General features: G+C 57.4%; 5 protein-coding genes. All 5 read left to right on the top strand.

Translation table 11 applies throughout. The features are described from left to right. Window positions 1–341: 341 nt before the first annotated feature. The 5 genes from AC5S27_RS04255 (at window position 342) to AC5S27_RS04235 (ending at window position 13,865) form a co-directional block, all read left to right on the top strand. Complete coding sequence (locus AC5S27_RS04255) at window positions 342–497, top strand: twin-arginine translocase TatA/TatE family subunit (RefSeq protein ID WP_493933329.1); 156 nt, start codon at window positions 342–344, stop codon at window positions 495–497. A gap of 410 nt (window positions 498–907) precedes the next feature. Beyond that, window positions 908–7,489, top strand: a complete 6,582-nt coding sequence (locus tag AC5S27_RS04250) for a hypothetical protein (RefSeq protein WP_493933328.1) — start codon at window positions 908–910, stop codon at window positions 7,487–7,489. Between the two features lie 14 nt (window positions 7,490–7,503). Continuing rightward, window positions 7,504–11,820, top strand: coding sequence for a hypothetical protein (locus tag AC5S27_RS04245; RefSeq protein ID WP_493933327.1), 4,317 nt, complete (start codon window positions 7,504–7,506; stop codon window positions 11,818–11,820). A 604-nt stretch (window positions 11,821–12,424) separates the two neighbouring features. Beyond that, the gene (locus AC5S27_RS04240) at window positions 12,425–12,733 is read left to right on the top strand and encodes a hypothetical protein (protein WP_493933326.1); all 309 of its coding nucleotides are present in this window, start codon (window positions 12,425–12,427) and stop codon (window positions 12,731–12,733) included. 118 nt (window positions 12,734–12,851) lie between these two features. After that, on the top strand, window positions 12,852–13,865 hold the full coding sequence (locus tag AC5S27_RS04235) for a hypothetical protein (RefSeq protein ID WP_493933325.1): 1,014 nt from the start codon (window positions 12,852–12,854) through the stop codon (window positions 13,863–13,865). Window positions 13,866–14,755 lie beyond the last annotated feature (890 nt).

Here is a 14,755-nt window from a genome sequence, read left to right as displayed (position 1 = left end):
ATACGATCGTTCATTCTGACAACGATACCGGGGCGACTCCATCAACCTCGGTTCAATCGAAAACGAGAAGAGCTGATGCGCTAGAAAAAGAGGATTGACGATTCACGTTAGCGATGCTATAAGGAATTTCTCCCGTAGCTTTCTTGTTCTGAGTAACCGAGAGTGATCCCGAGCGTCGATTTTGGTGACTTCGGCCAACGTTTCATCATTGACCTTCTTTTTCTTCGCTGCCCCGTGCCGGGTTTCTTTACTTGGGCCCGAAATGCATTTTGTCGCACATGTAAAAGTAACCTAATTCACTTTGGATTGGTGTCGAGCCACATTCAAGGAGCAAGGAACCTATGCTCGCGGAACTTCTGCAGCCAACACACCTGCTTATCATCGCTGCAATTCTGCTCTTATTCTTCGGGGGACGGTGGTTCGCAACCGCCGGCACTGGATTCAGAGATGCAGTGCGTAATTTCCGTGATGCCAACAGGATGAAGCACCACAAGTAAAACAAATTCGAATGTAGCTTCACTCCACTCTCGAAAGTCTCTTAGTCAAGACATCCCTTCTTTAGCATTTGTACCCTCAGCTGCAGGAAAAGGCTACCTCAGGTTTCCTGTTCTGTGAGATTTCACGATTGGTTATGAGGTCCGGAGAAACGTGCATGCCAACATCCCCCTAGCTTGAGATTCTCGCCGCTTCGTTTGCATAGGACAAAGCCGTCCTCTTGGAAGGCTGGCGTCATCTACTTTGCTTAACCTTCTTTTGGCACCTTGAGCAGGACAGATAGAAAGTCAGTACCGCACTGCGCGGCCACCTTTCGATTTCAAATTGTGCTCTTTGTGAGGCTCATGTGGAGATACGTTCTAGGCTGAATCTGGAATTTCTGCGTAAGTTTTCGTCTCGGCCCAAGTCGACGATGGCTACGACAGATTTCCCTTATCTAACGCGGCGCACGTTTCTCGCGCTTTCTGCCTCAAGTGCAACGCTAGGGGCCATCCCATCTTCTTTGCTTGGAGCGGGCTTCCGCGTTGTTCGCCGGGGAGACTCAGTCCATGTCCTTGTCGGCGAGCAGACGCGGTGGATCATCAATCCCACCTGCTTCGGTCCTCGCGCTCGTGTAAAAGTGACCCATGCGGATGGAGCCATCACTATCGATTTGCGCCGGGCATTCTTCGCCGGAACGACGCTTGTGGCTGATTTCCGATGTACCTTCCGCCGGTCCCTCGGCGCCTGGACTGTGGAGATTGTCACGAAGAATGGCACCACCCTTCATGCGGAGGCGCTGCCTTGGTTGCTCGGCTCGCAGAAGGCAGCAGGAAACATGGCCGCAACCCAGCTCAATGCTTTTGATGGATTTTCTCTCAGTTTGCTCAGGTCTGCGCGAGTAGAGCTTTCATCGGAGTGGGAACTGGACATTACCGGTCCCATGGTGGCGCGGGTGGATAGTGTGCAGGCTCAGCTTCCGTCCTCTTGCTGCCGCATTCGCCCGTGTACGACCACAACTCTCGCAAGTGAGACAGGGGTGCCCGCGACATCCTTCCTGCTGGAACGGGGTGACGCTTCCTGGCCCGTGAGCCTCCATCGAAGTTCAAGTGAAGGCTGGAGCCTCCAGCATGATGCCTCGACGAATGTATTCTCGGCCCTGCAGGTTGAGTCGGCGCGCGGAGACCAGGCCGCATTACATACTGCGGTCTTCATGCCAGACATGGAAAAGACCGGCGCGGGGCTCTCTTTTCTGCCGAGCCCCAGTCTCGTGGGTGACAAAGGCGACACCTTTGCGCTTCCGTTGTTGCGTCCGCGGCTTGCATTCACACTCGGGATACGGCAACCGGTGTCCGCCCTGGTAGCCGACATCCATGCAACGCCTCGTTGGGCGCATGGCCTTGGGGCCAGCTACCTACTTTCCGGCGCTGGCACGGAGGGTGGAGCGCGACAGTTCGAGCTGATCGAGGACAACTCTTCCAGCAAAGCCACGCCGTCCGCGCATCCGGCCGTCCATAAGCTTTCCTTTCCGCAAAGCGATTACTCAGCCGATCTTGTGATACATCAGCCGCGAACCATCTGGCCTGACCTGACGGCTCCCTTTGAGCGGCTCTGGGGAATGCTGGACCTCATGCCTTCGGAACATGTAACTCCGTTTCCGTTGTTGGAGCAGGACGCGCTACACATTCAACGACCCATCGATTTCCTGTCGCTCAAGTTTCAATTCCTGAACATGAGGCTGCATCCGGGTCTTTGCCCTAGTGTGGAAGCTACTGGCGCGGGACCAGCGCGTATCACGGTGATCTTTCCTCCGCAAAACGTAGCCGAGGAAGCCGTCTTTCACGCGGACGACAGCACGGGATGCTCCGGAGGCTTCCCGAAGCCGGAGTCCGGAAACTATACTTCGCCGGCCTCGCCACTACCGGCGAGCTCTGTTGATCCTGCGGTGTCGATGCGGGCGCGTCTAGCTGGTGAATCCCGTCTGGTGTTCACGCTTCCGGATAATGTGAAGAAAATTCCACTGCATCTCGACGCGCTGCTCGACTGGAGCCGATGGGTTCCTTATGTGGCACCGGTGGCGAAGAAGCTGCCGCAGCCGCCGGCGATGACGCATGACGCCTCGGCACCGCCCATGCAGACCCAGGATGACCCTTCAGTCACCAGCATCGAGATGCCCTGGCATCTGCATCTTTCCCCCAACGATCTTGGCCGCTGGTCGCATTCGCTCGTCCCTGTAACTCACGGAGAAACGGCGGTTGAGCTCTGGCACACGCGGCTGGGAGTGGCGCCCGCGCCGGCAGCGCCCGGCGCCAAGCCGAGGAAGCTGCACATCGACAACATCTCCGCGTTCACGACCCATCCTCCGGCCGGACGAGAGGCCGAAGAAGCCCGCCTGAAGAGGATCACCATCGAAGGGAAAGCGGCCTTAAGAGCCGATGAGATCACCGCGACTGACCGCACTGTCCGCGCCATCTGGACCGATGGTTTTCAGAAGGATGCAGTCTTGCCCCCGCATTATGCTCCTCCTGCCCCGGGCGTTCCAATCGATCCTCTGGACCCCTTCCTGACGTCGCTCGACCATGATGACCGCACCGAGCTGGTTCATCTGACGACGAACTACGATATCCCGGACGTCTTGCCGGCCTGCAGCGTTCCTCCTCCCCGGCAGCTCCTGCGGCAACCGCTGCCGGTCAATGTGAACCGGATGATGCTGACCAGCCTGGGAGGGTATCTCGATGTACTGGGCAAGTGGAACCCAGGCAAACTGGAAGCGGTAACGTCCTCCAACGTGCTCAATTGCCAACGTCAATTGGAAGTCGAGGAGTGGGCCCATCTCGCTACGCTTGGCCGCGATCAGTATGTGCGCGTGGTCTACAAAGGCTATCTACTTCCGTTTGGCCACGCCGCGTCCCTGATCAAGATCACCGAACGGCGCTTCGCCAAGCGCACCGGCGGTAACAGTTACTTCGCCACTCTGCACCAGCGATTCTTCATCGTCGTGCAGGAGCCCATCCGGAAATATCCCACGCTTGGCCAGTCCTTCGGCGGCCGGGAAATAGCATACTCCCAGATCGAAGCGGTCACGCTGATCACACCCGATCTGGAGATGCCGCGCGAGCCTTTTCCAGGGACGACATTGCCTCAGAATCAAGATCTATTTTGGCCTTCTGTCACCGCAGCGTGTGCCGGCGGCGCTCCCAGTACGACCATCCCTTTCAAGTTTCGCTTTCGTTACTACGACGTGGACGGGAACACACCAGAGGCTGATCTTCCGGTCCTGTTTGCTGGTGCCGCCGTAGCGCAAAACTTCGGTGCTTCCGGTGATGGAAACACAACACCCTATACCGTCGACGATGCGATCAAGTTCTACGGTGTGGGCTCGAACACGACCAACGCCGATGGCGACGATGATCGCACAACGGCTGCGTTTGCCGATCAGCGCACAGCGTTCGCTCCAGCGAAAAGTCCGAATGACACGCAATACATCACTCACAGTGTCAGTTTCGCTGTGAAAGGTGTCACGCCGGGACCGGCTCCCGCGGGGGTGAACCCACCGACACCGCTTGACGCATCGATCTGTGGGCAGTTGTATCAGAACAATCTGCCGTACTTCTTTCCCGCGATCAAATATATGCGGGTACAGTCGCCGACGGTCCAGCGCGTCGTTGGTTCCGACAAGCCTGCGAAGGTGTCGTTCTACCCCGACTATCTAAGTTATGGCTTTGACCCGTCGAAGAATGCTGGTGAGGTCTTCCTGAAGGTTCAGGGGACGATGCCGGAGCTCTCTTTCGGCGGCGCGAATGCAAAGGTAGATCAATCAGGCGGCTTGGCTAGCCCGGACATTAAGATCGCGGGTTACTCACGCAAGGGCGGACCTGTTGGCGGACGTGATATCGGCGATCCTCCCCAGGGCCAGGAGCATCCTGCCCTCACCTCGTTCAGTTCGGGAACCTTCGATCCCACGCAATTCTTCGGTGGCCTCACCTCGGCGCGTATCCTGGGTGCCGTCAAGCTGAGTGACATCATCGCGCCCCTCGTCTCAGGAGCCTCTTCGAATCTTGAAAAAGCTCCTCAGATGTTGGAGCAGGCGGTCCACGACGCAGTCGCCGCTGCCGAGGCCTTCAGCGACCCTGCGAGGAAGGTCATCAGCACACTGCAAACGCCCATGATCGACGATCCGCTGTCGACCGCGACTCCAGCCCCGCAGATACCGAACCCGCTAAGCACCTACCTGGCTCCCCAGGCCGCGGCCGTGGATGCGGCTTACGCGGCGGTGCGGGCATGCGCCGACCCCACAGGTCTCGAGGCCGGCATCTGTGAAGGTCAGCTCATTGCGAGGATCCTAGACTACGGCAAGGCCCTGGAGGCCGTGCTCGCGCATCCGCAGGGACTCGCCGAAGAGTTCCTGGTCGATGAGCTGAACGCTCTGCTCACGACGCAGATCGTGCCGAAAATCACGGCCGCCGTGAATAGTCTGACCGATGCCGTACTGAATCAACTGAGTCCTGTCCTCCTTGCGGCCCAGCAAAACCTTGTTGCTCTGCAGACGTTCCTCAATAATCAGACTGGCTTGATCGAAGACGACATCTGGAGGCTCATCTACAAGGCGGGGCACGCCGGGGACACGACCTTCAAGCCGGTAATGCGCAAGCTCAACGATATGATTCCGGAACTGGCTGCCCTGCTCAATTTGATTCCGGTCGCGCAGGACTTCGCCACGCAGGTGACTGCACTGCAATCGACGGCTCACGCCAGTCTTCTGACGCAGGTGCCTGCCAAACTGGGGAATATCGCCGCGGCGTTCAACGATGCCGCGATCATCTATCAGCAGGCCGGCCTGTTGGGTCTCATCGGAGGAGATCCTAATGCGTTACTTAACGCACAGGACAAGACCCGCACATTCCTCATGTCGATTCCCATCGCCATTGCGGACCATACGGATGCCGCTTACATCGCAGCCGCCAATGCACTGGCTAACTTCAACACCGTTTGCCTGACGCTGGCTGGCCAATGCGCGAACGCGGAGGCCACAGGGCGCGATGTGCTAAAGCAGCTTCGGACCGTACAACGGTGTGTGGGCCAGATGCAGGATTGCTGTGCGCTGGTGGCTGGCGGCGGTCTATCCGCCAAGACCAGTCAACGCGCACTCGGGGTCCTGCGGACGGCACAGCGCGACACGCTCGCGGCCCTTGCGGCGCTGCAGACGATCACCCAAACGCAACCCTTCCCCGCCGGCGACGCCGCCAACGCCGCTGCAGCCGTCAATGCGAGCGCGCAGGCGATGGCGCAGCAGATAACCGTCGTTGGGAAGCTGCTGACACCGGGCAACGATTACGATTTGCTGCGCTCCGGACTCATTGCAACCGGCCAGCCTTTCGCAGCACCGTTGGGCGCCACCTACGCGGACATCAACAGCCGGGTCAGCGCCCTGCAAAGCCGAATCGCATCCACAAGCACAGATCTGGGCCTGCAGGTCTCGCTCTTCAACACGGCGTTTGAAGCCGATATTCCGTTGGCCGCTGCAGCGGAGTCACAAGCGTTTTCCCTCGCCGTAGCCTCCATGCAGCCGGTACTGGCGGGCCTGTGCACTGCCATGCAGACTGTCGACCAGGTGCTGAATGTCGTGGCAGGGGCGAATGCGATGGCGACCCAGACCGGCGTCGCCGCCGTGTGCACGCTCAATGGAGTATGGAAGACTTTCGAGGCAGCCCTACCACCCATCCTGGCAGCCGCGATGGCTCACTCGCTACAGGTCGTCGATGTCGCGTTTGCGGCTGTTTGTCCGCCAGGGGGAGCTGCGCCCGCACTCAACGGACCGGCAGACCTCGTCATCAAGGTGCGGGCCATCGTGCAGGCTTTCGTTGCGCTCGTAGCCGAAGTCCGGCAGCAGGTCATGCTGGGTTCGGACATCATCACGAAGATCGAAGCTTGGGCAAGGGCACAGCTTCCCGCGTTGCTGCAAAACCTTCCCATCCCAACTTCAGTCAGCGTGTCGTACGATTGGTACCCCGACATCCAGAATGTGGATCCGATTTTCTCGCTCGATGATGATGCAGAGTTCGTGGTTACTGCGAAGGCCACGCTCGCGCTCAACCTCGCCGACGGCTCTGTTCAACCTACTGTTGACATCCAGGCAACGCTTTCCAACTTCACACTGAATCTCATCGGCAGTCCGAGTTTCCTGCTCGTGCATGTGAAGAGCCTTCAATTTACGTCCACCAATGGCCAGGCGCCTGACTGCAAGTTGGCGATGAAGAATGTGGAATTCGGCGAGGACCTTGGCTTTGTGAAGGAGCTTGCCGATCTGCTCGATCCCGAGGACGGTCCGTTCCTGGAGATCACAGCTCAAGGCATACGCGCGGGCTATCGGTTCGCCATTGACACGATTCCTGTTGGCGAGTTTCTGCTGATGCAGCTCTCCTTCGATGTCTCAGTGGCGCTGCCATTCGACGGAGAGCCTGTTCGAGTGCAGTTCAGCATCTCCGACGAGACCTATCCTTTCCTCCTCGTCGAAGGTATCTATGCTGGCGGCGGCTACCTAATGCTCGAGTTGGGTCTGGACGGCGTGCAGGCCATTGAAGGCGCACTCGAGTTCGGGGTGGCCGGTGATATTGCGATCGGCCCTGTGACGGGATCCGGCTATGTTCTGGCGGGCATCTACTTCCGCATTGCGGGCGGCGATGCCAAGGTCTGCGGCTTCGTTCATGGCCACGGCCATATGGATATTTTCGGCCTGATTCAACTGACCATCGATATCTACGTAGGCACTTGCTACGACAGTGATTCGGGTAAGGTCACTGGCATCACCCGCTTCACCGTGAATGTGAGCATTCTGTTCTTCAGTGAGACGTTTCACATGGAGGCGCAGTATTCGTTCGGTGGCTCGGGAGGCAATCAGCATCTCGCTGCGCTGGCGGTCCATGCGCCAGCGGCCACACCCGACGAAGAAGACACTCCAACGACCTTTGTCACAGCCGATGTTTGGAAGAACTACTACAACACCTTCGCAGCCTGAGAGTGACGCGACCTATGCAGAACAATCCAGCCAACGCTACGCCCGATCTGCTTTCGATCACCGTGCTCCCCAATGGAGTTGTTGCGAATGGGCCTGCCGATGGGGGCTACAATTCCGGCGATCTCCGCGCGAGTATTGTCGTGACGCCGTCGCTGCAGAGTGCCAGCATACTCGACGCGGCGAACTTCAGCCACTGGCCGGAGTGCGTGCCCCATTTGAAGTGGACCGTTACCAGCAATGGGCACACAGCCAACGCCTCCTTCGAGACCGCCGTCGAGACGACCCAGAACATTCGACGGTACTGGAACGCCATCTTTGGGACGGGCCGGACCGTTAGCCCACGCACCGGCAAGAAAGCCATTACGGACCCCTCGACCTGGCTCGCCACTCACAACATCGTCAAGGTTGGCGATCGGCACAGCCGTCACCGGTTCCACCACGCCAACGCTCACCTACTGCGTAAAGCGAACCTGATGCAACAGGCGGTGTCTGCTCAGCTTTCCATGGCGGCGACGGCGGCGCCCGTCATCTACCTTTTCCCGCAGTTGTCTCCGAAGATCTCAGCCGAGTTGGCGGCAGTGAAGATAGCCAGCGATCTCATCGGGACGCTTACGGCGGCGGATGCGGAACACCAGGCATGGCTCTCGCGCCTGGCGAGCGCACGCAAAATGCTGGAAACGGATGAGAATGAGACCCTGCGTGGTTGCTCGTTACTTGCCCTGATGGCCGTTTGCGCGACCAACAACGCCGGTGTGGCGCTGCCCGATGTCATCACCCAAACAACGGCGGCCTATGCCGCTGCAAGTGTTCCGTCGGAGACGGACTTCGACACAATGCAGCAATACATGGAGACCCTGCTGTTTCAGCGCCGAAAGCCGAAGATGATTGCGCAGGATTCGCTAGATGTTCCTGATTTTCACCAGACCTTAGGACTCCTTCAGAGCTATCCTGCCCTGCTGCGTCCACTCGGATTTATTTTCGACATCGTTATACCGCGCGCGGGCATCGGGGACGGCGACTTTACGCTGAGTGCAACGTTCACCTGCAACGAACTTCCCGTTGCGCTGGTGCAACCGGTGTCGAACACAACGAATGTCAGGCTCAAAGCAACGTCCTTCTTCCTGGTTCCGCAGGACACGACCTACATTGACGAAGGCATGCTCGCACTCAACCCTAGTTCGGCGCAGGAGCCGAAGTTTATTCTTATTACGGAAGATACTGACGGTACGGCCGCTAAGTTCATGCAATCGAGTAACTCCGATGGCCGCGCCGCGGAGTATTCCGACGCTTCTCCGGCGGCGCTTGATGTGCAGGACGCTAATGACGCCAAAACGCGGCTGACGGCTCTGCAGGCTGGATCGCCGGACCCGACCAGCGTTCCTCCGATCGCTACGGCACGGACCTGCGGCATTGCACTGCAGCAGGAAGACCGGCTGCCGACTCTTCAGACCGGCGCGAACGCAATCACGACGAATGCACCGACGAACGCGCCGCAGAATCTTTTTGCGGAACAGCTTGTCCTGGGTTTCCGAGTCGACGTACTTTATAAAGGCGTCTGGTACTCGTTGTGCGAGCGGACGACAAAGCAATACCTTTTGGGCATTCCATCCGCGCAGCAGATTTCATGGAACCCAAGGAGCCTGGCGGAGTTATCCGCAGACGAGGGCTTCGTGAGTCTCGGAGCAACATCCACCGACACATCCGATCCAGATGCCACAAGCCCGACCCAACAACTTCACGTCCACCAAACCATCTTCAATTGGTCCGGCGGCTCACTCGTGCTGGCACCCAGGCCGGCGCCCGAGCCCACGCCATACACTCCTACGCTGGCTCCCAACAGCGAACATCGGCTCTATGTGTACGCCACGTACAATGACCCTCGCGAACACTCGCTCGCGCCACTGCGTTTCAACAGCAAATACGCCTTCCGGTGTCGAGTGGTGGACCTGGCAGGAAACAGCCGTCCGTTTGTGCAGGGGGAGATCAAACTTCTGGATGGAACCACGCCAAAGTTGCAGGTCACCTTCGCCCGCCAGGAACCCATCCGCGGACCACAAATCCTCTTGACCCGGCCGCTCGACCTGCAAATTCGGCCAAGCGAACATATTAATCGCATTGTCGTGCGCAAGGGTGCGGACGATAGCGCGCAGGACCGCATCCTCGTTCCCCCGCGCGAGTCCTTACGGTTCGCCGAACTGCACGGCATTCTGCGGAACGACGACCTGCCGCCCACGGCGTTCGGCAACCGGGCACTCACCAAAAAAGGCGCATTTCCGTCCACGAGGCTCGCACTGAGCCAGCAGTGGTATAAAGGTCCCAAGCCGGATCCGAAGGCAAAGAACTCGGAGTTCTCCGATCCAATCTTCATCACAATGGACTCGACGGGCAGAGTCTCGAGCCGGTACTATCCCGACCCGCTGGCGAACTACATCCGCGTCGAAGCATGGCTCTTATCCGACAGACCTCCGCTTGGAACGCTGCTCAAAACCGAACAGGGAAAGGAGGCTATTTGGCTCGAGATCAATCCTGGCAACATCTGGCCTGAACTTCTTCCCGCGCGAATCCAGCTCGTTGCCTCTGAAAGCCACGCTCCCGTGAAGATTGAAGCATCATCACTGCCTTTGAACCGGAACAATCTGCTGGATCAGGCGCCTACCGTTACGGTGACACTGCCACCTTCGGCTACAGTGATCCTCAACATTTCGTCGGCGGCAGTGCCGGGGGATCGATCTTCACCCCCTCGCCCCATCGCCACAGACGTAGCCGCCTACCACCGCGCAGTGTACTACGCGAACACGCCGGTCCTGCCGGCGGGCGAGTCGTATTCGTTTCTCAGCTCAACGACGTCGAACGCATACGTAGACGGCACGCTGCCTCCGGTGACGCCGCCCGCCACCATGACGCTCGTCCATGCGGTGCCGACACCGGAAGCCGAGCCTTATCTCGGCACGAACTTCGCCATCGTCCGCAACGGAGGTGAAACCGCCGGCCAGGTTTCGGGCGATATATTCGCCCATTGGCTCAGTACCGGCAAGGTCACCTGCCACGCAACGTATACCGATATGGTCGACGACCCGAAGAACCCCGCACCGGTGTATCAAACCTACAGCGAAGCAGCCTTCGATCTGACTCCGGCAACCACGCCGGCGGGTGCGAATGCGCCAGACCCAGACCCATCCACTCCAGCCCGCGTCTACCCCCGGGCGCTCACAAGTCTGGTGCATAAGTTTCGCGACACCCGTGCTCACGATGTCACCTACACTCTCGAGGCTTCGACGAGGTTTCGCGAATACTACCCGAGCCATGAAGCCGACGCGAGATTCAGCATCAAGAACAAGACGAAGTTCCCCGTCACCGTGAAGAGCTCGGTACGCCCATCCGCTGTATCGATCGCCTACATTCTTCCAACCTTCACTTGGGCACACTCGAAGGAGCGCGGCAACCCAGTTCTTCAGCGTGTCGCCGGAGTCAGGGCCTACTTCAATCCGCCCTTCGGTCTGAGCGGCAACCGGGAATGTGTTTGCGCCGTCCTGGCGACAACCCAGAACCCCACAGCAGCCGAGGACCAGCCAATGGTTTCGCGTTGGGCTGCCGATCCAATCCGCAACTCAGCCGGTCTACCAACGAGCGTCATTGAAGCCACACAAATCGGCGACTCCGGCGACACCACCAACGGCACCGTCGCCCTGCTAGCCGAGGGTGGCCTGGCAGAGGTGAACATCTTTGCTGTGACGCATGCTCCAGAGCGGCGTCTATGGTTTGCGGACATCCCATTTCGCGCGCCAGACGCCTTGAGTATGCCCTTTTTCCGTCTTGCTCTCGCACGCTGGCAGCCAGACGGACTATTCGACTCGACCCATGCAACACTGCTCGAAGCACGGATATCGAACGTCGTCTTTGCCGACTTCATGCAGCTCGCGCCCGGGCGCTGGGCCTCTGTCAGCAAGCGGTCGAACACCCACTATACGATCACACTCTCAGGTTTCTTCGCTCCACCTTCCGGCGAACCCATCACTTCGTCGATAACCATCGACTTACAAAGCCGCTGGTATGCAATGGGCATCGACTTGGGGTGGCGCACAATTGAACAAGATACATCGTCTTCCAATCCGTCCTCTGTCGGCACACCGATGTTTACGTATCGTGCACCGACGGTAGAGTTGCCGATTGCGCAGTGGACTGTCGACGTTCACTTGCCGCATTCCGCGTTTTTCCGAAAATACCGCGTCCTCGTGCGCGAAAGAGAACAGTTTGCCGCGCCCGAAAGCGGAACCGGTCCAGCGTCTTATCCTTCTCGCCCCGTCTTCACCCAGTTCATCGACCTGCCATAAGAATTCGACCAGAAAACCTGAGGACCGACCTACCGCGACATTTTGTGCTCCTTGAATTGAAGTCTCCCCTCTCCGAAGGAGCAGTAGATTAGGGAGAAACTTTCTTGCCATTCTTATCTTTGATTCTGAAGAAGGGGTTCGGGAGTGGCGAAATACCTTTGTCTTAGGCTCTATAGCAGCGTAGGAGCTTGAAAATAATTTTGTGGTCTTAAACCCTTCGAGGCGGCCCCGCTCTCGTCTACGACCATGAAGATCTCCGATGGATCACTTCTTTGAACACAAGTATGATCCAAAACCTAAAAGGCAAAGGCCATTAACTGATGTTTTCACGCTTTGACGGTCTGCACCGAAAGGCACTCGCGAACGACAATGTCTCTACGGATCTGACTGAGGATCGAGGAAACTCAACCAGGAAAATTAGTGTTACGAATTAGCTTGACGCAAGTTAATACCACCCTTACGATCCGGTAGTGACGACGATTGCTGATCGCCTTAGTCTAGAGCATAGTTGTACGCTTATCGTGGCCAGGCACGCCGTAAGTTATTGGGACCGAGTGGGCTGCCAGAACCAACCAGACGAGGGATTTCTACTAAGGAGGGATCGATGGCGGATTTTGTCTCAATCAGCGGAACTGCTAGTGACGGAAGTCAAAATAAATTCAATTTGACTGTGATGTTGGACGGAAGTATGGCGTGGACGGCAGGAGAACCTGGTGGCTTGTCGAATATCTTCAACACAAAAAGCGGTGTTTGGATGAGGGCCGTCAACATCGTGACATTGTTTCAAAATGATGCGACGACTAGAGTTGCACAACTCACTCCACTTATCCCCGACAAGGCCAAGCCGAATGACAAAGGACAGGGACACAATTTTGAGACAGCTGTCGACTTCAATTGGGTCGTGCTTCCCTGACGGCGTTTCTGCTCGCAAAGCTCCCTCGCTGAAGCGCAGGAGTGAGTAGACCCAGAGATGGAAATCGCGAAGTGAGAGTTTCAGGAGCGGCTTGCCCAGCGGATGAAAGATCTTGCTGATGAGTGATGTTCCGGCAACACCGTGCCTATATGTGCCGCAACTCGAGCCGAATGAAGAGTGGTGGGATGTAATTCTTCACTTCCACGCTTCTCATCCCCAAAGCGCCGCAAACAGCAAAAACCCGCCCATTTCAGAAAGATTTCCGCTTGCGCAGAACATATGGATTGAGCGCCTTGATGCTGTCGTTGCAACGCAGATTGCTGAGGCATGCAGTCCTCGCAACCTCGGCCTCCCCATCCAAGGACAACACGGGCACACATACGCATTCGTTCGCAGAAGCTCACGCCCTGGTCTCTTTGAAGACTTCGGCGGCCTAGAAGAGCTTTCGGCCGTTCTGGCTATGTCGAGATTGGTGCATCCCACTACGATGGGCATTCGATTCGCTGCTCGCGTCTCCATCATGAATGGAAGCGTCAAGCAAGTCCTCGCCTACCAGCCGAGGGGCGCACTACTAGATGTTTTTTGCTCGAAGGTGGGCGATCAAGATTGGCTTAGCACCGCCGATGGAGTACGGCTTAGATCGCTGATGCCGTGGATCACAACCCGTGAGCTTATGCCACGCCGTATCCATAATGCGTACTGGCATCACGAATACGCGGTTCGCACCTATTATGCTGACCATCGGTGGTCCCTGGTCTGCACCGGCCTCGAAGCGATCGTCCATGCGAACGAAGGTGGCAGCACTTATCAGTTCTCAAACCGCGTCAGAAAGCTCGCAGAAAAAGAGGGCATTACATTTTCAACAGATGAATTGATCGCGGCCTATCGCACGCGTTCCGGACTCCTTCATGGCAGTCAGTTTCTTACTGAAGCGGTTCGACTCACGGAGTCCGAAATCAATCTCTACGACCGCCTCGAGGAGTCTCTACGAAGGATTCTTCTCCACGCCTTCGAGGACCGCACCTTTGCTGCGAACTTCCAAGATGAGAAAGCAATTGAGGCTTTCTTGCCGCTGCCGCCTCCGAAAAAAGTGAAGGGCGCTGTGTCGGCCCAATCTGGCCCAATCACCTGACGTGATGGAAGCTGGGTGACTCAATCGTCGCCCCATTGACCGTGGCCGCGTCATATCGTACGACGAGGTTAACACCTTCTTGGGGAAGCCATTCGTATCGAAGGAGTTCGGTGATCGTCGATTGCAAGTCGGTGCTGTGCGAATCTTGCCAAGAACGCCTGAAAATCCACGGCAGCGAAACCTTCCTCCGGCTCGACCCAGAACCATTGGTCCGCCGGAATCAACAAGTAGTGCACATTGGCGTATGCATCGATGCGTCGAGACGGCCTGCGGCTGTTCTCAGGAAATCCAGAAAAGCGCGGGAATACTCCCGAATCCGGCGGATCTGCCTAAGCCCTTTCTCGAAGTCGGCATTGCGCTCGCGCCGCTCATGCGGTCTGAGTGGTTTCCGCAACCATTTCAACTCGGCGAGCACTAGGGGTTGATGACTGTTCATCCTCGATGATGAGATCTATCTGGGTTGATTTGTCGGGAAGATCTACCGGATCGGTTAGATTGAACGATTGAACCGGCTATTGGCGGCCTTGAGTCTCGTTCGAAGACCGGCTTCTTTCTCTGTATTGATTCGTGAAAACTACTTTTGGTCACGGTATGGAGTGCTCGCAAAATGTTTTCGTCGGCATTGGCTGCAAGCGTGAATTGCGGCGCGACTCCAAGCTGCTGCCCTTGCTCGTTATCGCGCTGCAGTTAAAGCCCGGATTCGCGCTCTTCATTTATCAATGGTTGTCCGGGATTTAATTACATCGTCCTTGTGCTTAAATCCCGGATTCGTATACTTAAGCCCCGGACGAAGTTACGCCTGAAGTTTGTCAGCGTTTTAAGTGCAGTCCAACGGGCTGAAAGCGGGAAAGCCCTGCACATCTCCCTTTTCGAGACTCGTTCTGTCCGGG

The sequence above is a fragment of the Acidicapsa borealis genome (assembly GCF_059115245.1).
The sequence above is the reverse complement of the archived record's forward strand: the minus strand, read 5'-3'. Positions and strand labels throughout refer to the sequence as shown.

Bases quoted from the DNA above. Each gene is read 5' to 3' on its own strand.
- AC5S27_RS04255 (WP_493933329.1), top strand. From the start codon at position 342: ATGCTCGCGGAACTTCTGCAGCCAACACACCTGCTTATCATCGCTGCA.
- AC5S27_RS04235 (WP_493933325.1), top strand. From the start codon at position 12,852: ATGAGTGATGTTCCGGCAACACCGTGCCTATATGTGCCGCAACTCGAG.
- AC5S27_RS04240 (WP_493933326.1), top strand. From the start codon at position 12,425: ATGGCGGATTTTGTCTCAATCAGCGGAACTGCTAGTGACGGAAGTCAA.
- AC5S27_RS04245 (WP_493933327.1), top strand. From the start codon at position 7,504: ATGCAGAACAATCCAGCCAACGCTACGCCCGATCTGCTTTCGATCACC.
- AC5S27_RS04250 (WP_493933328.1), top strand. From the start codon at position 908: ATGGCTACGACAGATTTCCCTTATCTAACGCGGCGCACGTTTCTCGCG.